The organism is Sphingobacterium sp. SGL-16 (assembly GCF_011043515.1).
GTDB lineage: Bacteria > Bacteroidota > Bacteroidia > Sphingobacteriales > Sphingobacteriaceae > Sphingobacterium > Sphingobacterium litopenaei.
The window spans coordinates 1-23583 of the sequence record NZ_JAAKGQ010000030.1 but is presented as its reverse complement, the minus strand read 5'-3'; the positions used below and the strand labels follow the sequence as shown (position 1 = coordinate 23583).

At 36.4% G+C, this 23583-nt stretch carries 27 protein-coding genes; 13 read left to right on the top strand and 14 right to left on the bottom strand.

The window, feature by feature from the left end; genetic code table 11:
• Nucleotides 1-15: 15 nt before the first annotated feature.
• From rpmF to G5B32_RS10985, 8 genes are all read left to right on the top strand, one after another.
• Nucleotides 16-207 carry a 50S ribosomal protein L32 gene (gene rpmF, locus G5B32_RS11020; RefSeq protein WP_165291592.1) on the top strand — a complete coding sequence of 64 codons (192 nt, stop codon included), beginning with the start codon at nt 16-18 and terminating at the stop codon, nt 205-207.
• Nucleotides 208-309: 102 nt separating this feature from the next.
• A complete protein-coding gene (gene plsX / locus G5B32_RS11015) occupies nt 310-1248 on the top strand; it encodes a phosphate acyltransferase PlsX (RefSeq protein ID WP_165291591.1) in 939 nt (312 codons plus the stop codon).
• A gap of 6 nt (nt 1249-1254) precedes the next feature.
• Nucleotides 1255-2244, top strand: coding sequence for a beta-ketoacyl-ACP synthase III (locus tag G5B32_RS11010; protein ID WP_165291590.1), 990 nt, complete (start codon nt 1255-1257; stop codon nt 2242-2244).
• A gap of 73 nt (nt 2245-2317) precedes the next feature.
• Nucleotides 2318-2800 carry an acetyl-CoA carboxylase biotin carboxyl carrier protein gene (accB, locus tag G5B32_RS11005; protein WP_165291589.1) on the top strand — a complete coding sequence of 161 codons (483 nt, stop codon included), beginning with the start codon at nt 2318-2320 and terminating at the stop codon, nt 2798-2800.
• 82 nt (nt 2801-2882) lie between these two features.
• The gene (accC, locus tag G5B32_RS11000) at nt 2883-4244 is read left to right on the top strand and encodes an acetyl-CoA carboxylase biotin carboxylase subunit (RefSeq protein WP_165291588.1); all 1362 of its coding nucleotides are present in this window, start codon (nt 2883-2885) and stop codon (nt 4242-4244) included.
• An 80-nt stretch (nt 4245-4324) separates the two neighbouring features.
• On the top strand, nt 4325-5191 hold the full coding sequence (gene tatC, locus G5B32_RS10995; protein ID WP_165291587.1) for a twin-arginine translocase subunit TatC: 867 nt from the start codon (nt 4325-4327) through the stop codon (nt 5189-5191).
• 12 nt (nt 5192-5203) lie between these two features.
• Entirely contained in the window at nt 5204-5635 is a 432-nt protein-coding gene (gene rpiB / locus G5B32_RS10990) for a ribose 5-phosphate isomerase B (protein WP_165291586.1), read from the top strand.
• A gap of 20 nt (nt 5636-5655) precedes the next feature.
• Nucleotides 5656-7242: a M28 family peptidase gene (locus G5B32_RS10985; protein WP_165291585.1), complete on the top strand. Its 1587-nt coding sequence runs from the start codon at nt 5656-5658 to the stop codon at nt 7240-7242.
• 55 nt (nt 7243-7297) lie between these two features.
• Here G5B32_RS10985 and G5B32_RS10980 read toward each other — a convergent pair whose 3' ends face one another.
• From G5B32_RS10980 to arfB, 8 genes are all read right to left on the bottom strand, one after another.
• A complete protein-coding gene (locus G5B32_RS10980) occupies nt 7298-8140 on the bottom strand; it encodes a hypothetical protein (RefSeq protein ID WP_165291584.1) in 843 nt (280 codons plus the stop codon).
• A gap of 1 nt (nt 8141) precedes the next feature.
• Entirely contained in the window at nt 8142-10100 is a 1959-nt protein-coding gene (locus tag G5B32_RS10975) for an energy transducer TonB (protein ID WP_165291583.1), read from the bottom strand.
• 27 nt (nt 10101-10127) lie between these two features.
• Nucleotides 10128-10496 carry a BlaI/MecI/CopY family transcriptional regulator gene (locus G5B32_RS10970; RefSeq protein WP_160068846.1) on the bottom strand — a complete coding sequence of 123 codons (369 nt, stop codon included), beginning with the start codon at nt 10494-10496 and terminating at the stop codon, nt 10128-10130.
• Nucleotides 10497-10664: 168 nt separating this feature from the next.
• Complete coding sequence (locus G5B32_RS17570) at nt 10665-11129, bottom strand: aminotransferase class V-fold PLP-dependent enzyme (RefSeq protein ID WP_317166110.1); 465 nt, start codon at nt 11127-11129, stop codon at nt 10665-10667.
• On the bottom strand, nt 11126-11881 hold the full coding sequence (locus G5B32_RS17565) for a cysteine desulfurase (protein WP_317166109.1): 756 nt from the start codon (nt 11879-11881) through the stop codon (nt 11126-11128). Before G5B32_RS17565 ends, G5B32_RS17570 begins: the two co-directional genes overlap by 4 nt.
• 36 nt (nt 11882-11917) lie before the next feature.
• The gene (locus G5B32_RS10960) at nt 11918-12481 is read right to left on the bottom strand and encodes a hypothetical protein (RefSeq protein ID WP_165291582.1); all 564 of its coding nucleotides are present in this window, start codon (nt 12479-12481) and stop codon (nt 11918-11920) included.
• A 60-nt stretch (nt 12482-12541) separates the two neighbouring features.
• Nucleotides 12542-13333 (bottom strand): family 2A encapsulin nanocompartment shell protein, encoded by a 792-nt coding sequence (locus G5B32_RS10955; protein ID WP_223815416.1) that lies wholly within the window; start codon nt 13331-13333, stop codon nt 12542-12544.
• 248 nt (nt 13334-13581) lie between these two features.
• Nucleotides 13582-13989, bottom strand: a complete 408-nt coding sequence (arfB, locus tag G5B32_RS10950) for an alternative ribosome rescue aminoacyl-tRNA hydrolase ArfB (protein ID WP_165291581.1) — start codon at nt 13987-13989, stop codon at nt 13582-13584.
• 83 nt (nt 13990-14072) lie between these two features.
• On the opposite strand from arfB, the gene bshA reads away from it, so the two are divergent.
• From bshA to G5B32_RS10925, 5 genes are all read left to right on the top strand, one after another.
• Entirely contained in the window at nt 14073-15206 is a 1134-nt protein-coding gene (gene bshA, locus G5B32_RS10945) for an N-acetyl-alpha-D-glucosaminyl L-malate synthase BshA (protein ID WP_165291580.1), read from the top strand.
• Nucleotides 15207-15287: 81 nt separating this feature from the next.
• Nucleotides 15288-15992, top strand: coding sequence for a UMP kinase (gene pyrH, locus G5B32_RS10940; RefSeq protein ID WP_165291579.1), 705 nt, complete (start codon nt 15288-15290; stop codon nt 15990-15992).
• A gap of 19 nt (nt 15993-16011) precedes the next feature.
• The gene (frr, locus tag G5B32_RS10935; RefSeq protein WP_165291578.1) at nt 16012-16575 is read left to right on the top strand and encodes a ribosome recycling factor; all 564 of its coding nucleotides are present in this window, start codon (nt 16012-16014) and stop codon (nt 16573-16575) included.
• 101 nt (nt 16576-16676) lie between these two features.
• Nucleotides 16677-17192 (top strand): hypothetical protein, encoded by a 516-nt coding sequence (locus G5B32_RS10930; protein ID WP_165291577.1) that lies wholly within the window; start codon nt 16677-16679, stop codon nt 17190-17192.
• A 19-nt stretch (nt 17193-17211) separates the two neighbouring features.
• A complete protein-coding gene (locus G5B32_RS10925) occupies nt 17212-18198 on the top strand; it encodes a sugar phosphate isomerase/epimerase family protein (RefSeq protein ID WP_165291576.1) in 987 nt (328 codons plus the stop codon).
• 29 nt (nt 18199-18227) lie between these two features.
• Here G5B32_RS10925 and purE read toward each other — a convergent pair whose 3' ends face one another.
• The 6 genes from purE to G5B32_RS10895 all read right to left on the bottom strand — a co-directional run bounded on the left by purE (nt 18228) and on the right by G5B32_RS10895 (nt 23275).
• Entirely contained in the window at nt 18228-18734 is a 507-nt protein-coding gene (gene purE, locus G5B32_RS10920) for a 5-(carboxyamino)imidazole ribonucleotide mutase (RefSeq protein ID WP_165291575.1), read from the bottom strand.
• A gap of 6 nt (nt 18735-18740) precedes the next feature.
• Complete coding sequence (locus G5B32_RS10915) at nt 18741-19883, bottom strand: 5-(carboxyamino)imidazole ribonucleotide synthase (RefSeq protein ID WP_165291574.1); 1143 nt, start codon at nt 19881-19883, stop codon at nt 18741-18743.
• A gap of 15 nt (nt 19884-19898) precedes the next feature.
• Entirely contained in the window at nt 19899-20405 is a 507-nt protein-coding gene (locus G5B32_RS10910) for an NADH-quinone oxidoreductase subunit B (protein WP_159634244.1), read from the bottom strand.
• Entirely contained in the window at nt 20402-20989 is a 588-nt protein-coding gene (locus G5B32_RS10905) for an NADH-quinone oxidoreductase subunit A (RefSeq protein ID WP_165291573.1), read from the bottom strand. The genes G5B32_RS10910 and G5B32_RS10905 overlap by 4 nt, the downstream gene beginning before the upstream one ends.
• Before the next feature lie 121 nt (nt 20990-21110).
• Nucleotides 21111-22454, bottom strand: coding sequence for a signal recognition particle protein (ffh, locus tag G5B32_RS10900; RefSeq protein WP_165291572.1), 1344 nt, complete (start codon nt 22452-22454; stop codon nt 21111-21113).
• Nucleotides 22455-22588: 134 nt separating this feature from the next.
• Nucleotides 22589-23275: a zinc metallopeptidase gene (locus tag G5B32_RS10895; RefSeq protein WP_165291571.1), complete on the bottom strand. Its 687-nt coding sequence runs from the start codon at nt 23273-23275 to the stop codon at nt 22589-22591.
• Nucleotides 23276-23583: the final 308 nt, after the last annotated feature.

Below are 23583 nucleotides of genomic sequence, written 5' to 3'. Positions count from 1 at the left end.
AAAACATAATACGAGATGGCACATCCAAAACGTAAAACTTCGAAATCAAGAAGAGACAAAAGAAGAACGCACTATAAGGCTGAAAAACCTACATTGACAGTTTGTAAAGAAACTGGTGCTGTACACGTACCTCACAAAGCGTACGAAGTTGATGGCAACTTATATTACAACGGTAAATTAATCGTTGAGAGAGCAGCAGCTGTCTAAAAATATCTTTAGAGAAAACATCCCAAATTGAGTAAAAAATAGATTTTTTTGCTTTACTTTGGGATGTTTTTGCGTATTATTGAAGGAGAAAAATAATAACGGATGAAGATAGGATTAGACGTTCTAGGTGGGGATTTTGCCCCAAAATCAAACATACTAGGTGCTATTGAAGCACAAAAAAGTCTTTCTGATGATCAACGCATAGTGTTGATTGGTCCTGAGGAAGACACAAGAAAAGCCATAGAAGAAGCAGGCGCAGACCCATCATTATTTGATTACGTACATGCACCAGATGCTATCTCTATGCATGAGCATCCTACCAAAGCTATCACACAGAAGCCTAATTCAAGCATCGCTAAAGGTTTTGAATTACTAAAAAATGGCGAGATAGACTCCTTCTCTTCTGCCGGCAACACAGGCGCCATGCTTGTGGGAGCTATGTTCAGCGTTAAAACTATTCCAGGAGTAATGCGACCAGCAATCGCAACGAATGTACCCAAATTAAAAGAAGGCTTTGGAATTCTTTTGGATGTGGGAGCTAACGCAGATTGTAAACCTGAAATGTTAAACCAATTCGCTTTATTAGGCAGTTTGTATGCAGAATATGTGTACAACATCCAAAATCCTAAAGTAGGTTTATTAAACATTGGCGAAGAAGAAGAAAAAGGTAATGCCCTAACAATCTCAACCTATCCTTTACTCAAATCAAACCCTAAAATTAATTTCATAGGCAATGCCGAAGGCCGCGACTTATTTTCGGATCATGCGGATGTATACGTATGTGATGGTTATACAGGAAACGTGGTACTTAAATTAGCCGAATCATTTTATGTTGTTACTTTGAAAAAAGGTTTTAAAGATGATTTCTTTGATAGGTTCAACTATGAGCAATATGGTGGAAGTCCAATTCTAGGTGTGAATGCTCCTGTATTAATTGGACATGGAATCTCCTCTCCTACTGCTATAAAAAATATGGTATTACTATCTAAAGGTATGATCGAATCGAAATTTATCGATAAGATTAAAACTGCTTTTAACTAACATTATATGTCTAAAATTCACGCAGCTATCACGGCGGTAAACGGATATGTTCCTGATTATGTATTGACAAACAAGGAACTTGAAACTATGGTGGATACGAATGACGAATGGATTGTCTCTCGTACTGGTATTAAAGAACGCCGTATCTTAAAAGGAGAAGGATTAGCTACCTCAGATCTTGCAGTACCCGCAGTAAAAGGTCTATTAGAAAAGAGAGGTATTACTGCAGAAGAAATCGATTTGATTATTTTCTGTACAAGTACTCCAGATATGTTATTCCCAGCCACAGCAAATATCTTAGCAGACAAAATCGGAGCTAAAAATGCTTGGGGTTACGATCTACAAGCAGCTTGTTCTGGTTTCTTATTCGGATTGACAACAGGAACTCAATTTATTGAATCAGGAAAACATAAGAAAGTATTGGTTGTCGGCGCAGACAAAATGTCTTCTGTAGTAAACTACAAAGATCGCAATACGTGTATTCTATTTGGTGATGGATGTGGAGCAGTATTGTTAGAACCAAATGATGAAGGTAACGGCATACAAGATACTATTCTAAAAACTGATGGCTCGGGCGGTCAATTCTTAAACATCAAAGGCGGAGGTTCATTGAACCCTGCAACGCACGAAACTATAGAAGCAGGTTTACACTATGCCTACCAAGAAGGTCGTACAGTTTTCAAATTTGCTGTTACAAACATGGCAGATGTTGCACATGAAATTATGCAACGCAATAATTTGACAGCTGATGACGTAGCATGGTTAGTGCCACATCAAGCTAACAAAAGAATTATCGACGCTACCGCTGAACGTGCAGGTTTACCAGAAGAAAAAGTAATGGTAAATATTCATAAGTACGGAAATACCACAAGTGGTACTATCCCATTATGTTTATGGGAATGGGAAAGCCAATTGAAAAAAGGTGATAATTTAATATTAGCTGCTTTCGGTGGTGGATTCACTTGGGGATCAGTTTATTTAAAATGGGCTTACTAGCTAAGTCAATTTTTCCTATATTTATCGACTAATTTTTAATAATTAATAAACAAATTTGACAAAACCTACTATCATGAGTATGGACATTAAACAAATTCAAGACTTGATTAAATTCGTATCTAAATCAGGTGTGAATGAAGTATCGATTGAAGAGAAAGATTTCAAAATCACGATAAAGACAAATCAAGAACCAACGTATGTAACAGCGACAGTACCAGCAGCTATCCCTGCTGCGGCTCCTGTACCAGCGGCTCCGGCAGCACCTGCAGCGACTACCCCTGCTACACCAGCGGCTCCAGCATCTGATGAGTCTAGCTACATCACAGTTAAATCACCGATGATTGGTACGTTCTATCGTTCTCCAGGTCCTGATAAACCAGCCTTTATCAATGTAGGTGATGAGATTGCACCAGGAAAACCGTTATGCATTATCGAGGCAATGAAATTATTCAACGAAATTGAATCGGAAGTTTCTGGTAAAATCGTTAAAATTTTAGTGAACGACGCGCAACCAGTTGAATACGATCAACCATTATTCTTAGTTGATCCAAGATAATCTCTAGCTGCCCTAGGCAGCTTTTTGAGTTTAATAAGATGCTATGCAAGCATAGTACAATTGGTATATTAAGTCATTCCTTATGTTCAAAAAAATATTAATAGCAAATAGAGGGGAAATCGCTCTACGTATCATTCGCACATGTCGCGAGATGGGCATCAAGAGTGTCGCTGTATATTCAACAGCAGATAAAGATAGTTTGCACGTACGCTTTGCAGATGAAGCTGTCTGTATTGGTCCTCCAGCAAGTAAAGATTCTTATTTAAATATTCCAAATATCATTGCAGCTGCTGAATTAACAAATGCAGATGCAATCCACCCAGGATACGGATTTTTATCTGAGAATGCTAAATTCTCAGCAATTTGTGCTGAATATGGTATCAAGTTTATTGGTGCTACTGCAGACCAAATTGAGAAGATGGGAGATAAAGCTTCAGCTAAAAATACAATGAAAAAAGCTGGAGTTCCTACAGTACCTGGATCTGATGGTCTTGTACCTGACGTAAAAACAGGTATCAAATTAGCTAATGAAATTGGCTACCCTGTTATTATCAAAGCTACTGCAGGTGGTGGTGGCCGTGGTATGCGTATCATCTGGAAAGATGAAGAGTTCGAACCAAACTGGGATTCCGCACGTCAAGAAGCTGGCGCAGCTTTCGGTAATGATGGGATTTATTTAGAAAAATTCGTTGAAGAACCGCGTCACATCGAGATTCAGGTAATTGGTGACCAATACGGTAAAGTATGTCACTTGTCTGAGCGTGACTGTTCGATCCAACGTCGTCACCAAAAATTAGTAGAAGAAGCTCCTTCTCCATTTATTACACCTGAATTGCGTGCAAAAATGGGTGAAGCAGCTATCAAAGGAGCTACTGCTGTAAATTATGAAGGTGCTGGTACAATTGAGTTCCTTGTGGACAAACACCGCAACTTCTACTTTATGGAAATGAATACTCGTATTCAAGTTGAGCACCCTGTTACGGAAGAAGTAATCAACTTTGATTTAATCAAAGAACAAATTAAAGTGGCTGCTGGTATTCCTATTTCAGGAAAAAGTTACGAGCCTACTATGCATGCCATAGAATGTCGTATCAATGCTGAAGATCCATTTAATAATTTCCGTCCTTCACCAGGTCGCATTACTAATTTCCACTCTCCAGGTGGTCATGGTGTACGTGTAGATACGCACGTATATGCTGGATATACTATTCCACCAAACTATGACTCTATGATTGCGAAATTGATCTGTGTGGCTCAAACGCGTGAAGAAGCAATCGCTACGATGGAAAGAGCATTAAGCGAATTTGTAATCGAAGGTATTAAGACCACTATTCCATTGCATTTGAGATTAATGCGTGATCCAAATTTCAGAGCAGGTAATTTTACTACAAAATTCATGGAAACTTTTGATCTTTCTGAATACCCAGAAGAAGAGGAAGCGTAAAAATTTTGTGTTGATATTTAATTAAATACCATTCTTATCCCAAAGAATGGTATTTTTGTTTTCGTTACTTAAAATTGCTTATGTCAAATAAAAAACTCATCGACGCTATAAAGAATAAAGGAAAGAACTTAGAAGCAGAGATGTCATTCTTCGAGCACCTAGAAGTCTTGAGATGGCATATCATCCGTGCTGTAATAGCGGTTGCTGTATTTGCTATACTTTCATTTACATTTTACGATTTTGTGTTCAATCAAATCATTATGGGTCCTAAAAATTTAGATTTTTGGACTTACCGTATGATGTGTAAAGTGGGAGACTTATTGAATTTGGATGGGTTTTGTGTAGAAAAAATTCCTTTTAACATTATCAATACAGAATTGGCTGGACAGTTTATGTTGCAGATTAACTCTTGTTTATTGATGGCTGTTGCCTTAGGATTTCCGTATTTATTGTTTGAAGTATGGTTATTTGTAAAACCAGCGTTGACCGATGTAGAAAGAAGATCAGCTAGTGGATTTGTGTTTTATGCTTCTATCCTTTTTGCTCTAGGAGCTTTGTTTGGATATTATATTGTGGTTCCTCTTTCAGTCAATTTCTTGGCAAACGTTTCTTTAAGTACAGAGATTACAAACCAAATTACCATTGACTCTTATTTATCTACCATTGCTACGTTGACATTGGGCTGTGGAGTGATATTTTTATTACCTATTTTGATTTTTATACTATCAAAATTAGGCTTAATGACACCGCAATTTATGCGTGCGAGTAGACGCTATGCGATTGTTATCATCTTGATTATAGCAGCGATAATTACACCTACAGCGGATGTTATTACTTTGCTTACCGTAAGTGCACCGATGTTTATCTTATATGAATTGAGTATTTCGGTATCGGCAAACGTACATCGTAAGAAACAACTAAAAGAAAAAGAATTTTATACTAATTAAAAATATAATACTATGAAAATTGCAATAGGCAGCGATCACGCAGGTTACGATTACAAAGAGACTTTGGTAGCGTATTTGAAAGAGTTGGGACATGAAGTTCAAGATTTTGGTCCTGCGACTGGAGATTCAGTAGATTATCCTGATTACGCACATCCTGTAGCTTCTTCGGTAGAAAATCAAGAAAATGAATTAGGTGTTTTAATTTGTGGTAGCGCGAATGGAGTGGCAATTACAGCAAATAAACATCAAGGAATCCGCGCAGCTATTGCATGGCAAAATGAAATCGCTGCTTTAGCACGTCAACACAATAATGCGAATGTATTATGTATTCCTGCACGTTTCATCGATCTAGAATTAGCAAAAAAAATCGCACAAACTTTTATTACTACTGAATTCGAAGGTGGAAGACACGCAACACGTGTAAATAAAATCGCTTGTGCTTAACCAATAATCATAAACTGACTATGAGAAAAATCCTTTCAATATTTTTTATTCTTCCTCTAGCTTATAGCTGTTCGGTGGCACAATCACCTTCAAAATATGCTAATACCATTACGGAAGAATCATCGAAAAACCATTTGACTATTCTGGCAAGTAAAGAATTTGCGGGAAGAGGAACAGGTCAAGAAGGTGGTCAAAAAACTGTAAAGTATGTAGCTGATCAATTTCAATCGTATGGTTTAAAACCCATTGTAAATGGATCGTATTACCAACCTGTTTCTTTATTACAAGTAGCGTATAAAGTTCAGAACTTCACACTTGCGGGCCAAAATTTAGTATACGGTCAGGATTTTTATGTGCAAGGAGATAATACTGACGGTACATTCTCATCTGATGAGATTATTTTCTTAGGTTACGGTATTCAAGATGAAAAATACAATGAATTAAAAAACATTGATATTACAGGAAAGGTTGTTTTAATCATAAACGAAGGCGAACCTGTTGACGCAGATGGAAAATCTATTATTTCGGGGAGCACTTCGAAATCAATGTGGAGCACAAGTCGCTTCAAAAGAATCCAAGAGTTAACAAAGTTAAATCCAAAATTGATTCTGGCGACAAGTTCTCAAAATGAGGAAATGATCAAACGCATGAACAACCGTGGAATGATGGGACGCGTTGGCCTAGATAAAGGAAATGTTAATCAAGCTACAAGAACATCTGTCCCTGTAGTGCATATCAAAACTTCATTAGCGGATCAATTACTTTCAAAAATTGGTACCAGCGTAAATAATTTTACCGCTAAAACTACGAGTGCAGCTGCACAACCTCCAGTTATTAAATCGCCGGTGCAAGCCTCTATGGGTGTTAAGAATGATAAGCTAAATGATCCAAATGTAATTGGTTACCTAGAAGGTACTGATCTGAAAGATGAAGTTATCGTTGTATGTGGACACTGGGATCATGATGGTATTTTGCCAGACGGCACTTACTTCCCTGGAGCTGATGATAATGGTTCGGGTACTGTTGCTGTTGTTGAATTAGCTAAAGCTTTTGCACAAGCTAAGAAAGAAGGAAAAGGTCCTCGTCGCAGTATTTTGTTTATTGCATTAGCTGCAGAAGAAAAAGGATTATTAGGTTCGCAATTTTATGTAGAAAATCCTATCATTCCTTTGACGCAAACAGTAGCTTGTCTTAATATTGATATGATTGGTCGTATAGATGATAAACATTTGAATGGTGACCATAATTATATTCACGTAATTGGTGTGAATAAATTAAGTTCGGACTTAAAGCCAATCGTAGAAAAAGCGAACGCTGAGACAAAAATGAAATTGGATTACGACTATGATCATCCAGAAGAGCCAATGCGTTTATACTATCGTTCGGATCATTACAATTTTGCGAAGAATGGTATTCCATCGTTATTTTTCTTCTCTGGATTGCACCCACACTACCATACACCAGAAGACACTGTAGATAAAATTGATTTCCCAATGATGGTAAAACGTGAGAAATTGATTTTCAACACAACATGGGAAATTGCAAATCGTGATAAAAAACCTGTAGTGGATATGCCATTAGCTGATGCTCAAGGTACAGGAAGGTAATCATAAATAATAAATCAAAAGAATAAAGCTAGGTGATTAACCTAGCTTTATTCTTTTATGATTTTATATGTATCGTATCACGGTGAATTGTTTTAAATTTTTCATCTTGATATTCTAAGAAATAGCGGTTTGGAAGTAGCTTGAGTTTTATCTTTTCTTCCTTATGTTTTGAATCTAGAATATGGAAATAGTTGATTCCAGTTTCTGTTTCATATTCCGCGAAGAGTTTTAAATAAACTTTTCCTTTTACATCCTGGATGATTGAGGGGACGGAAATTTCTGAATCCATCGCTTTTTCCGAAATATTCTCTGCGATTTTCCAATTGTTTCTATAAATCTTTTGCTGTGTATCTTGTAGGTTTATTGCATTAATCTTAGCTAGATAGTCCAATTTGCAAAATTTACAATTCAAATGCTCTTCACTGCTAATGTAATACACCAAACTCAACATTTTTTTGCCCTTTTCAAAAGGAATCAATACCTGACGTATGTCTAATCTCCCCAGTTCAAAGTCCTTTTGCAGATAATGTTGATCTTTACCGACTTCCTTCTTTTCAAAACCCTCAGTTTTCGGTAACTTCTTTTGATGTAAAACTGCCAAAAGATGGTACTGAGGTGATGAGTTTGGAATTGCAGAAAAAAGAACTTTTGCTCCCCTACTCTTTAGACCAATTTTCTTTAGTACATCTATATCTTGAGCATAAAACTCATTCAACTTCACTCCTGTCTCTCCACCATCTTGATAAGGATAGAAATTCATATATGTCCACACATTTACCTTCAATGCTGGATTAAAGTATTCATCCACATCATCCACAAATACACTTTCCTTTGCGAATTTGTGGGAAGAACAGGAAATTAAGGCAAAAAATGAGAGCAACAAAGTGGTTAATTTCATATTAACTTTTCGTCAAATCCAAACGAATAGGTAAAGAATAAGCTACACGTACAGTTTTACCATTTTGAATACCAGGAGACCATCTCTTGGAAGTTTTTAAAACAGCAATCGCTGCATTTCCTGTACCATGTCCTAAATCTCTTACCACTTTTAAATCACTAAGTGAGCCATCTTTTTCAACAACAAAAGTAACTTGAATTGTCCCCTTTACTTCGGCATCAATTGCAGCTTGTGAATATTTATAATTATCTCCAATCCATTGACGATAAGCATTTAATCCACCTGGCGGCTGTGGTTGGATTTCAACTGCAGAAAATGTTTCATTTCCCTCTACTTTTTTTGATATATTTTCGCCACGTTTACCCTGAATGTTAGCTTGTGAACTCTCTTCAACTTCTCCCATATCCGTCAAATCTAACCGTATTGGCAAGATGAAATCATAGCGTACTTTATAGCCATTTTGAATTGCAGGAATCCACTTTGGTGATTTTTTAAGCAGCTCCAAAGCTGCTTCCCCTGTTCCATGACCTAGATCTTCTACAATTTTAATATCCGACAATGAGCCATCCTTTTCTATAATAAAACGTGTTTTGATAGTACCTTTGACACCCGCATCAATAGCAGCTTGAGGATATTGATAATTATTTCCTATCCATTTTCGAAATTCATCCATTCCTCCTTGAGGTTCTGGAAGTATTTCTGTCTCACTAAAAATTTCATTACCGCCCTCTTGATAAGGCAAGTCCTTATTTTTTCCGAAAGTTCCTGTACCTAACCTCACTTCACGTACTGCATCTACCGCAACTCCATTTTTTTGAGCAGGGAGCCATTTCGTTCTTTTAACTATATCTGAAACGAGATCTTGATAATCCTGACTGTTTTGACTACTAATATCAATATTTCCAACTGTTCCATTCTTTAAAACTTGAATTTTTACATTCATGTACACTTGCAAAGATTGCTCATTGGACTCCTTAATTTTTTTCTGTATTTCCTTGTAAATATTTGTGGTAAATGCATCAATACCAATTTCTGGTTCTGCAAGATCCCTATCTTTAGTATAATCAATATTTTGTAATTTAGTTGTTTGCGCTTGCAACATCACATCTTCCATCTTGGATTCAACCTTTGCAACGACACTTTTAGCTCTGGAGGTATTAAATATTACCGTTGATATTCCAACAACTAATACTGCTGGAATAATTCCTAAATATAAAAAGCGTTTATTTTTTGATGATTTATTCTTAAATAACATCATAATTCTTTTCTTTAAAAACGATTGATTGGAAAACTCATGCACCAATAAATTTTGGGGTACTTTGAGGGCATGAGCCACTAATAACTCTGCATAAGCTACTTTATCTTCCGAACTCAATTCATCCGCTATACATTCGTGCTGGAATTTTATTTCCTTGCTCAGGTGGTACACCACAGGATTAAACCAATTCAATGCCTTGAACAACTCCATAAATAGTATATCATAGCTGTGTCCTTGCTCGATATGAATTTCTTCGTGTCGTTCAATACTTTTATAGGATTTGACTTCTTTACCTAAAAACATTTTATTGAAGAAGGAGAAACCCAAAAAAAGTGCGTCAGTTTGAAACATTTTGCGCACATGCCATAGTCTCCAAAACATGATTGAAACACTTGTAATCAAACCAACAATATAAATCCATTTTAGCATATCCACCAAATACAAGGAAGAATTTTGCTGTGCATAGACGACAATTGGTATATCAATAAATTCGTGTACATTGATCATAGGAATAATAATATCATCCTCAAAAAATGTGGATAAATCTATGAATAGTCCTATCGGAATCAGTAATGCGAAAAATGCTGTGCTGAGCAAATAAACTCTGTTCCACTGGAAAAAAGTTAATTTACGAAAGCTGAAATAGTATAAGCTATAACTTATGATGACAGCTATATTGACTAATAGCAGATAAATTACCATAACGTAAGTTTATAAGTAGTTATAATTTTATTTGTGCTTGTTGATAATGTTCAAAATATCGTCCAGATCTTTGACATCCAATTTGTTCTCTTCCAAAAAGAAAGAAAGCATCTGTTTGGGTGAATTTTCAAAATAACCACTCAACAATTTGTCTGCTACGACTTTCTTGTAGTCTTCTTTGCTGATCGTTGGAATATATTTATGACTCTTACCGTAAGCCTCGTGATTCACAAAACCCTTGGTCTCGAGAATACGAATTATTGTAGAAACAGTATTATATGCAGGCTTTGGCTCAGGTAGACGTTCGATCACTTCTTTTACGAAGCCTCCGCCCATCTCCCACAATTCATGCATGATTTGCTCTTCCGCCTTTGTAAGTTCTTTGATTTCGTCCATAACTCTATTTATAAAAATTAAATTGGCACGTCTGCCTATAATCGATTACTAAAACTAATCTAAAACTAATTTTTTAGTTTTACAACTATTTTTTTAGTTTTCATAAAAAAAAGGCTTCCATACTACATTGAGCATGAAAGCCTAAGCCTATTTGTAACAAAGAATGTTTTAATCTACAAACTTACTACACGCTAATTTTCGAACCACATCAGCTAATAAATCAATCTCTGCAAAGGTGTTGTAAAAAGCAAAAGAAGGTCGTACAGAATTTTCATAACCTAATCGGCGCAAAATTGGTTGTGCACAATGGTGTGCCGTACGCACAGCGATACCATGATCATTCAATACCTTTCCTACTTCCTCATTGCTGAAACCAGCAATTGTAAATGACATAACGCTCGCTTTATCTTTCGCTGTTCCGATAAGTTTTACTTTTGGAATTTGCTTAAATAGACTCGTAGCATAATCCAAAAGTTCATGTTCATATCTGGCGATTCGTCCTATACCGATTTTTTGTACGTAATCCAACGCTGTGGCTAAACCTACGGCATCCGCAATATTACCAGTTCCTGCTTCAAAACGATTGGGTGCAGGGTGAAAAATTGTCTTTTCGAAAGTAACATCCTGAATCATATTTCCACCACCTTGGTAAGGTTGCGTTTTTGATTAAGCAATTCTTCTTTTCCATAAACCGCACCTATTCCAGTAGGTCCAAAAATTTTGTGCCCAGAGAAAACAAAGAAATCTGGATTCAAATCTTGAACATCTACTTTGATATGCGAAATAGATTGTGCACCATCTAGCAACACTTTAGCACCAACTGAATGCGCTATTTCAATAATTTGTTTAGCAGGTGTGACGGTTCCTAAGGCATTACTCACATGCGTAAATGAAACCAGTTTCGTCTTATCCGTGAATAATTTTTTGTACTCATCAATAAGTAACTCACCATCATCATTCACTGGAATAACTTTGATCTTGAAACCATTCTTTTTGCTCAACAATTGCCAAGGTACGATATTCGCGTGATGCTCTAAATTTGAAATAATAATTTCATCACCTTCTTTGAGATTTTCTGCACCCCAACTATTGGCTATAAGATTAATGGATTCAGTTGTTCCACGTGTAAAGATGATTTCGTTAGATGACTGTGCATTGATAAAAGCCCTGATAGTTTCCCTTGCCCCCTCATAAGCATCCGTCGCCCGAGCCGCTAGCTCATGTGCCGCACGGTGAATATTCGAATTTTCGTGTTGGTAGAAATAAGCCAAACGGTCAATCACTACTTGTGGCTTTTGTGTCGTCGCTGCATTGTCAAACCAAACTAACGGACGACCATTCACATATTCTCCAAGAATCGGAAAATCCTTGCGAATAGCATACACATCAAAATTGGAACTGTGATCTTGAAGTAAATCATTTCATACAAATGAATATGGACTTCCTAAAGGGCTAATTGCAGCATTGAATGCTGAATAAGTCTCCTTCGCAAAAGGTATATCCGCTGATAAATCGGGTTGGTAAGACACAGGATTATTGAATGCAGAAATATCTTTTGGAATCAAATCATCTAAATTAGAGGTTTGTGATTCCAAAATAGACTGATAAGCGTACGAATCCGAAAATCTATCTGAAATATCTTCCAATCCCGAATAACTCGATCCTTTATTGACATAATTATCAAAAGTAGGCTTTACTTCTTGCTTGAAATGTGGTGAACTCCCATCCCCTGCTTGCGCTAAAGGATGCTTGCCTTCATCTCTTAATAAAGGATCTTTGAGACTTGTCTGAGGATCAGAAATATTAAATTCTTTCGAATGCGAGCTCACATGTTCAAAATCTGCTGGCGATTGTCGTTGATAAACTCCTGAGTCCGAATGATTAGCATTGTTGGAAGAATTGTTAAAATGGTACAACCCCTCAAACAGTTGGTTTGCAATTGCTGCCAATTCCTTATCAGAAGGTATTGAATTATATTGTGCCATGTAATTAGTTTTAAAATGAATAAATGTACTTTATCACACATGACTAACTGCTAGATGCAATTAGTATTTGTATTCGTGATAATTTGTCACATCTACATCTTCCAAAACGGCTAAAGCATCATCTACCAACACCACTAAAGAACAATACAAAGAAATTAAATACGAAGCAATGGCTTTGTCATTAATGCCTGTAAACTTTACCGAAAGCCCTGGTGTTTGCTCACCCGGAAGATTTGGTTGATATAATCCCACAACACCTTGCTTACTTTCTCCTGTTCTTACCAGAATGATTTTTGTTTTTCCTTTCACAATAGGCACTTTATCCGACGGAATCAATGGAATACCTCTCCAAGTAATGAATTGTGAACCAAACAAAGATACTGTCGGAGGTGGGACAACTTTACGGGTACATTCTCTACCAAAAGCAGCAATAGCCTGTGGATGCAACAAGAAGAAACTTGGGTTTTTCCATACTTTGGTTAATAACTCATCCAAATCATCTGGAGTTGGAGGTCCCAATCGCATTTTGATAACCTGCTTTTTTGCCACACTATTCAACAATCCATAATCTGCATTATTGATTAATTCACTTTCCTGGCGTTCTTTGATTTTTTCAATTGCCAAACGTAATTGTTCACTAATCTGATTGTAAGGCTTACTATACAAATCCGATACGCGTGTGTGAATGTCGATCAACGTATTAACCGCACTCAAATTATATTCTCTCGGATTCTCATCGTAATCAACGAAAGTATGCGGCAATACACTTTCATCACGACGTGAACAATCCACTTGGATTCCTTCTTCACCTACAACACGATTTAAGCGAAATACACCAGATTCAACAGGCAGCCATTGTTATAATAGGGTAATCCATCTCGGCGTAATACTTTCTAATTGAGGAGCTGTCCGGGTAGCAATGGCTAGATGTCTCGCTGCAACATCGCCTAAGGCAGTTTGATTTTCTTTTGTACTCACGCGTTATTTAAAACTAGTTAATGTAAAAATTATTTAATCTACTAAATCAATAGTAAATATAGATTAATAATTAAAAACAGAATTATTTTAGTTAAAATAATTTTTATTAACCTTAAAACAACTTAATCAAATTTCCATCTGCGATTAGATTTCTTTTCTGCATGTTTTGCTTTGCGATCTAATCGAGCCAAAATTTTTGAGCGAGGGATTTTGGTAGCAATACGTTTTTTCACAACTTTAAAAGTACTTTCCAAGAGTGCCGAAAGTTTGTCAAAGGCGATCACCTTATTTGCTAACTGACTTCTACTTTCCGAAGCATCAATTTGCAGCATTCCATCGCCCTGAATACGGTTAGAAAGTTTCGTACGGATAAGCACTTTTTGCTGATCACTTAACAAAGAGGAATTTTCAAAATCCCACAACAAAGAAGCTTTGGTTTCTACTTTATTCACATTTTGTCCACCCGCACCAGAAGAACGTGATGTTTTGTATTTTATTTCCTTTTTTAATTCTGCTACAGAGACAATCATAACATAAAGATTACGAATTTATTGCAAATCGAATGTAAAACCTTGCTTACCTTTGCTTGTTATAAAATTATAAATAATTCTTCATGAAAATTGGTATTGTTTGTTATCCAACATTCGGTGGATCTGGCGTGGTAGCCACAGAATTGGGAAAAGGTTTAGCTTCTAAAGGACACGAAGTACATTTTATCACGTACAACAAGCCAGCTCGTTTAGATTTCTTCTTAGAAAACTTATACTATCATGAAGTTTCGATTTCCCAATATCCTTTATTTGACTTCCCACCTTACGAATCTGCTTTAGCAAGCAAATTGGTAGATGTGGTTCGTTTTGAGAAATTGGATGTACTACATGTACATTATGCTATTCCACATGCCTCTGCTGCTTATTTAGCAAAACAAATTTTAAAGACCTACGGTATCAATATTCCTGTAGTGACTACATTACACGGTACAGATATTACCTTAGTCGGAAAAGACAAAACCTTCAAACCTGTAGTGACTTTCTCTATCAATGAATCCGATGGAGTAACTACAGTTTCTGAAAATCTGAAAAGCCAAACTCTGGAATCTTTTGATATTACAAGAGATATTCAAGTTATACCAAACTTCATCGATCTAACGCGTTTTGTGAACAAAAATCGTGAACATTTCAAAAAAGCTATAGCTCCAGGGAATGAACGTATTATGGTGCATACTTCGAACTTCCGTAAAGTAAAAAACACACAAGATGTAGTTCGCATCTTTCATGAAGTTTCCAAAACTATCCCTAGTAAATTATTAATGGTTGGTGATGGCCCTGAACGTAGCAATGCGGAGGAATTATCTCGTCAATTAGGTATTTCTCAATCCGTTCGTTTCTTGGGTAAGCAAGATGCCGTGGAAGAAATTTTATCGGTTTCCGATCTATTTTTAATGCCATCTTCTTCCGAAAGTTTTGGTTTGGCGGCATTGGAAGCGATGGCATGTCGCGTACCAGTGATTTCATCAAATATTGGTGGTCTTCCTGAACTAAACGTACAAGGTGTAACAGGATTTCTAAGTGATGTAGGTAATATTGAGGAAATGGCGCAAAATGCTATTCATATTTTGGAAGATTGTGATCGTTTAGAAAAGTTCAAACAAGCGGCTTACGAACATGCACAAAAATTTGAAATCAGTCAAATTTTACCACTTTATGAAGATTATTATCAACAAGCTATTACGAATTCAAAAAAATAAAACAAATGCTTCTATTGCCTTAGATAGCAGGAAAAAAGTTATATCTTTGTCTTTTGGAAATCTTCCAAAGAAAAAAACTATATGAAATATAAACGTATCCTACTAAAACTTAGCGGCGAAGCCCTAATGGGTGAGCAAAATTACGGTATCGACATCAATCGCGTCGCTCAATACGCTAACGATATCAAAGAAATTCATTCTCAAGGTTTAGAAATTGCAATTGTCATCGGAGGTGGAAATATCTACCGTGGACTGAGTGCCGAAAAAGCGGGTATGGATAGAGTGCAAGCCGATTATATGGGCATGTTAGCTACCGTAATCAACAGTATGGCTTTGCAAGATGCTTTGGAAAAAGTAGGATTGAAAACTAGATTGTTAACAGCGATCAAAATGGAACAAATTTGTGAACCATTTATTCGTCGCCGTGCAGTTAGACATTTAGAAAAAGGAAGAATTGTAATCTTCGGAGCAGGTACAGGTAATCCATATTTCACTACAGATACAGCCGCTTCCTTACGTGCTATCGAAATCAATGCAGATGCTGTACTAAAAGGTACTCGCGTGGATGGTATCTACACTGCTGATCCTGAGAAAGATCCTACAGCAACTAAATTTGAACATATTTCTTTCAACGAAGTATACCAAAAAGGTTTGAATGTAATGGATATGACTGCATTCACATTATGTCAAGAAAACAACCTTCCAATCATTGTATTTGATATGAACAAGCCAGGTAATTTGAAAAAATTAGCGAATGGTGAGCATATCGGTACTGTAGTAAGTTAAGTATAAAATATTAAAACATATGAACGAACTGATTTCTATTGAATTGGACGACTGCAAAGAGAAAATGACTAAGGCAGTTGCTCATACCGAGTCAGAACTAACAAAAATCCGTGCGGGTAAAGCTTCTCCAGGTATGTTGGATGGTATCCATGTGGATTATTATGGTTCTTCTACTCCACTTTCTCAAGTAGCCAATGTAAATACTACAGATGCACGTACTATCGTGATCCAACCTTGGGAAAAATCTATGTTAGGAACAATTGAAAAAGCTATCATTGATTCTAACATTGGTCTTAATCCTCAAAATGATGGTGTTGTTATCCGTTTAGTAGTACCTCCTCTTACAGAAGAAAGAAGACGTGATTTAGTGAAAAAAGCGAAGGAAGAAGCTGAAAAAGGTCGTGTAGCGGTACGTAACATCCGTAAAGATGCAAACGAGTCTATCAAGAAATTGAAAAACGACGGTGCTTCTGAAGACGAAATAAAAGTAGGTGAAGCTGAAGTTCAAAAATTGACGGATACTTACATCGCTAAAGTAGATACATTAGCAGAATTAAAAGAAAAAGATATTATGACGGTCTAAGTTGTATTATTCTATAAAAACAAAGGGCTTCCATTCAAAAATGGAAGCCCTTTGTTTTAAAGTTAAAATTATTATATTTATAAGACCAAGATTTCTAGGATATGCATTCATTCTTTTATTTATCATTCTGTGTATTAAATGTGGTAAGTTTTATACTACTAATTTATTACTTCTTTAAATGCACTTCGTTGATAAATAAAAGAATAGGAATAATTCCTGCAATAATCTTCTTTTTTGGAGCCCTCTCATTATTATCCAGTTCTTTACCTTCCGAAACCTCCAAGAAGTCGAATGATATAACCTTAAATCATTTTTCAGATAAAGCTGGTATACCCGATTTCAAAAACATTATTATAGACGATAAAGAATTTGCTCGATTATCCATTGATGTTCAATATCAAGAATTTCCATACGCACAAAATGTTCCACTAAGTATTGGAACTAGTTTTACTGGTTTAGCAGCGGGTGTAAAATGGAACCAACGAATAATAGATATAACGCCCATAAAAAATAACCTTTTCCAATATTATGTATCGGGAGAATATAAATGGTCATTTCTAGGCATTAATATATATACGCAATCAAAACGATTTGAAGGAAAAATTGTTCTTGATTAATACTAATCAAACTATAAACATGCAAAATTCGAGAAGAAATTTTTTAAAACAAGCAGGTATAGGGGCTGTAAGTGCTTATCTCGGTTCATCATTACTTTCTGCTTGTACTTCATCCACTAAAACAGTCACAGGCAAGGGTCCTATCCACAATATAGGTCTTCAGATTTATTCATTACGTGATCTATTATCACAAGATCCCAAACTTACTTTAGAAACTGTTGCTAAGATAGGCTATACTCACATCGAAACCTTTGGTGTAGATGTCGCTAATAATTCATTCTGGGGACTGAAAGTTCCTGAGCTAAAGAAAATTCTATCGGATAACGGATTATCAACTTTCAGCGGTCATTATGATTTAGGAAAATATTTGGATCGTAATAACAACGATAAAGAAAGTGTTGAAAAATATGTGGAAATAGCTGCTGAACTTGGACAACAATATGTAATTGCACCGGTAAATCCGATGCATGACCTAAATAATCTTAAAGTAGAAGATTACCAATATGCAGCCGAACAATTGAATAAAGCTGGAGAAATCGCAAAAAAAGCGGGATTAAAGATTGGCTATCACAATCACTTCTGGGAATTCAGACAATTCGCGAATAATACGAGAGGTTTGGATATTATGTTAGCTTTTACCGAAAAAGATTTAGTAGCTTTCGAAATGGATTTGTTCTGGATAGAAAAAGCAGGTTTAAATCCTATCTCCTACTTTGAAAAATATCCTGGAAGATTCGAAATGTGGCATGTAAAAGATATGGACAAACAGTTCACAAAAACCGTCGTGGGCGAAGAATATGACCAATCACCGTTGGATTCTATTTTCAAAGATGTGAAATATACAGAAGTTGGAAGTGGAACAATAGATTTTGTGAATATTATACAGGCTGCTCAAAAGTCAGGATTAGTCCATGCTTTTGTAGAGCAGGATGATATTTATTTGCCAAATAAATTTGAGAGCGTAAAGAAAAGCTATGATTATGTTCAGAAGTTTTTAGCGAAATAAAAAAGGGACTTTCGAGTCCCTTTTGATATTTAAAATTTCATATTTTCTACTTCCGTCGCTGTTTCTTCTACTTTCTCTTTTAATCCTTTTTTAAAGGTCAAAAGATTCGAAGCGACTTGTGCATCATTAGTTCCGATGATTTGTGCGGCTAAGATACCTGCATTTTTAGCAGCATTCAACGCTACTGTTGCTACCGGAATACCATTTGGCATTTGTAGAATTGACAACACAGAATCCCATCCATCGATAGAATTAGACGATTTAACAGGAACACCAATAACTGGTAAGTGTGTTATCGAAGCTACCATTCCTGGCAAGTGCGCAGCACCACCTGCTCCAGCGATAATCACTTTCAATCCACGTTCAGCAGCTTTCTCTGCATACTCAAACATACGATGAGGTGTACGGTGCGCCGAAACAATAGTTACTTCAAAACTAACACCTAATTCTTTTAAAACATCTACAGCATCTTGCATTACTGGAAGATCTGATTTACTTCCCATTATAATGCCTACTTGCACGGATTGTGAACTCATAAATTTTTATGCAATAACTTTTAATATTTCTTGAACTTTGCGCGCATTACTGATTGCCAATTCTCTGTCTGCATTTACAATACATACGTGTCCCATTTTACGGAATGGTTTTGTATATTTTTTACCGTATAAATGTACATATACGCCATCCATTGCCAACACCTCTTCCACTCCTTCGTATTTTGCCAAACCTTCATAACCTTCTTCTCCCAAAAGATTGATCATTACAGCATTTGAACGTGCAGATGTATCTCCCAAAGGAAGATTAAAGATAGCACGCATATGTTGCGCAAATTGCGAAGTGAAGTTACCTTCAATAGTTTGGTGACCCGAATTATGCGGACGCGGTGCTAATTCATTAACCAAGATTTCTCCTGTTTTTGTTAAGAACATTTCCACGGCCAAAAGACCTACAATCTGTAAATCATTAGCAATTTTCTTAGCCAATTCTTCCGCTTGTTGTTGAATCTCGAAGCTATAAGTGGAAGGGGAAATCAAGAATTCTACCAAGTTAGCCTCTGGATTAAATTCCATTTCCACCATTGGGAAAGTTTTCACTTCTCCTTTATCGTTACGTGCGACGATAACTGCAATTTCTTTTTCGAAATCTACAATTTCTTCGATAATTGAAGGTTCTGTGAAAGCATTCGCTAAATCATCCTCTGTGCGGATCATTTTTACACCTTTACCATCGTATCCATCTTTACGTAATTTTTGAACGTAAGGAATAGATAAATTAGCTGTTTTCAAGGAATCAACATTGGAGATAAATTGAAAAGCAGAAGTTGGAATATCATTTTGTTTGAAGAATTGCTTTTGCAATCCTTTATCTTGAATCAAACGAATCACACGAGATTGCGGATATACAATTACACCTTCTTCTTCCAAAGCTTCTAACGCATCCACATTTACTTTCTCGATTTCAATAGTGATCATGTCCAAGTCCTTACCAAAATTGTAAACTGTATCATAATCACTCAATGAGCCACATTCGAAATGTTGACATAGTTTACGACACGGAGCATTTTTATCCGGATCCAACACATGTACATTCACGTTGTAATTGATAGCCTCTTGGATAAACATGCGCCCTAATTGACCGCCACCAAGAATGCCTAACTGCAACTCACCATAAAAATCTTTTGCCATATTATATTTTAACTATTAAACAGTCTCTTCAAAATACTTATCTTGAAAGATTTGCTCGCTTTCTATTTTCTTTTGTAATTCTAAAAATGCGCCAATCAAGGCTTCAGGACGTGGAGGACATCCTTGTACATACACATCCACAGGTATAATTTTGTCCACTCCTTTAACTACATGATAACCATGTTGCCAATATGGACCGCCACAGTTCGAACAAGAGCCCATTGAAATTACATAACGTGGTTCGGGCATTTGTTCATACAATCTTTTGATACGATCTGCCATTTTGAACGTAACCGTACCTGCAATAATCATCACATCGGATTGTCTAGGAGAAGGACGAGGAAATACACCGAAACGATCCAAATCGTAAGTCGATGCCATAGCGCCCATCATCTCAATAGCACAACAAGCTATACCAAAACTCATAGGCCACATCGATGATAAACGAGCCCAATTCAATAAGTCATCTATCTTAGCGACGACGACACCATCTGATTTAAGTTGTTGCTCTAGATTTGTCATGCGTTTGGTTTTTTAAATCTTGGTTTGAATCCTACAGATGCTTTAGGTTGAACTACTTTTTCCTTTTGCTCAGCGACCACTTCTACTGCTTTATGATCTTTGATAGAATATTGTTTGCTATTCAACGCTTCATAAGCACTTAACGGTACGCCTGTATCCACGGAAGGAATAGTATGTTTAGGTTTGACCCAATTCAAATCACCACGCACCCATACATAAACCAGTCCTAAAATCAATATACCTAAGAAAATAGCCATCTCGACCATCGTAAACCATCCCCAACGTTTATCTGCAGCAATTAATTCGGATTGACCGAAAACTGTAGCCCATGGAAATACAAAAATTAATTCCACATCAAACAAAAGGAATACTAAAGCAATGACATAAAATCTAGGATTGAACTGTACCCATGAACTTCCTGTGGTTTCTTCGCCACATTCGTAAGTACTTAATTTAATGGGATTAGGTTTATTAGGTGCTAATAATTTAGCCATGAACATCGTCACACACACCAATAGGATTCCTACTACTCCTATTAAGAGAATAGATCCATATGCTGATAACTGTGTGGGGTGATCGTCCATATTACAAAATTAACAATTAATTCCTTAGCTCTAAAATTAAGGAACAAAAATCATTTATAAAAACAAAACCAAGTCAAGAAATTGACTTGGTTCTGAATATTATTGGATTAACATTTCTCTATTAAAAAGGTTTGCCTGGCATTTTAGGCATATTACGCATCATCTTCGCAGCCATCGCTGGATTTGACATTTGCTTCATTACCTTACGCATATCCATGAATTGTTTGATTAATTTATTCACCTCATCGATATTCGTACCCGAACCTTTTGCAATACGATTTCTTCTACGTTGGTCGATAGCATCAGGATTCTCACGCTCAAATGGAGTCATAGAATCGATAATAGCTTCGATAGGCTTGAAAGCATCGTCTTCGATTTCAATATCTTTCAATGCTTTACCAGCTCCGGGAATCATACCAATCAAATCTTTCATGTTACCCATTTTTTTGATTTGTTGGATTTGAGAACGGAAGTCGTTGAAGTCAAATTTATTTTTACGAATTTTCTTTTGAAGTTCAGCTGCTTGTTTCTCGTCAAATTGTTGTTGAGCACGCTCTACTAAGGAAACGACATCACCCATACCCAAAATACGAGATGCCATACGATCTGGATAGAACACATCCAATGCTTCCATTTTCTCACCTGTACCAATAAACTTGATTGGTTTATTTACGACAGATTTGATAGATAAAGCCGCACCACCACGTGTATCACCATCCAATTTCGTCAATACCACACCGGTGAAGTCCAAACGATCGTTGAATGCTTTAGCCGTATTCACCGCATCCTGACCAGTCATTGAATCCACTACGAAAAGAATTTCGTGAGGTTGAGTAGCTTCTTTAACAGCTGTAATCTCATTCATCAACGCTTCATCAATTGCTAGACGACCTGCTGTATCGATGATGATTACATTATTGCCATTTCTTTTACCTTCTTCTACCCCAGCTTTTGCAATAGCAATAGGATCTGTAGAATTACGGTCTGTATATACAGGAACACCTACTTGACCACCTAATACTTCCAATTGATCAATCGCCGCAGGACGGTAAACGTCACCTGCAACCAATAAAGGTTTTTTACCTTTTTTGTCTTTTAAGAAGTTAGCTAATTTACCCGTGAAAGTAGTTTTACCCGCACCGTTTAAACCAGCGATTAAGATAACAGTAGGATTTTTTGATAAATCTAAATCAGTAACCGTACCACCCATCAATGCTGTCAACTCATCATTCATGATTTTTGTCAACAACTGACCTGGTGAAATACTTGTCAATACATTTTCGCCTAAAGCTTTTTGTTTTACTTCATCGGTAAAGCTTTTGGCTGTTTTATAATTCACATCGGCATCCAATAAGGCCTTGCGAATTTCTTTCATCGTCTCCGCGACGTTGATTTCTGTAATATTTCCTTGTCCCTTTAATACTTTAAAGGCTCTATCTAATTTATCCTGAAGATTTGAAAACATAGTTAATCTTTTGAAATTCTTATGCTAAGCTACAAAGTTACAAAATTGAAGTGAAAGGACGCCCATTCAAATCGCAATTCCACAAAAAAGGGGATAAATAATTTACCCCCTGTATAAAAGTATATTTCGATTTACTAATCTCTTCTACCTAATAACATTTGTGCATAGTATAATAATGTTACTAATGCAGATAATGCAGCTACTACATAAGTCATCGCAGCCCATTTCAATGCATCTTGTGCACCATCGTGCTCTACTGTAGAATGTGTAATATTTGCAGTATTCAACCAAGCTAAAGCTCTTCTGGAAGCATCAAACTCTACAGGCAACGTAATAAAACTAAATACTGTAGTTACGGCTAAGGCAGCAACACCTATTTGAAGTAATATTAACACCTTAGAGAAAATAGCCAACATCACACCAATCATCAACGTGAACTGAACGATACGCGAAGCAACATTCACAATTGGCACCATTGCCGAACGGAATTGCAACCAGGAATAGGCTGTAGCGTGTTGCACAGCGTGTCCACATTCGTGAGAAGCTACCGCAGCAGCTGCCACACTACGTCCGTGATATACTTCTGGACTTAAATTCACCGTGCGATCTGCTGGATTATAATGATCCGTTAATTGTCCTTCTACAGAAATAATTTTCACATCATATATATTATTATCGTGAAGCATTTTTTGTGCAACCTCGGCTCCTGATAAACCAGAAGTCAAAGGCATTTCCGAATACTTCTTAAATTTATTCTTGAATCTTGATTGGACAATCATACTAATGATACCAATTCCTATAAGCAAAAACCAAATCGTCATATCGTTATTCTTTATTTAATTTCTATTCTTTTTAACTCTTTTCTATTCAATATCAAAATGAATTCCAAACTCTAAATTCATCTTTTATACTGTCAAGATGACAACTAACAATCCCAAATATAACAAATTCAGCCAAATATTCCGATAGAGTAGGAAGGTAATCATTATTTGATTACCTGACCCCTCACACCACCGTACGTGCCGTTCGCCATACGGCGGTTCATTAAACATTAACAGTCTTTGGGACTATTATATCGGTAAGATATAGTAGTCCTTCTATGTTTCCGTGTTTTTTATTTTCTTTCAAA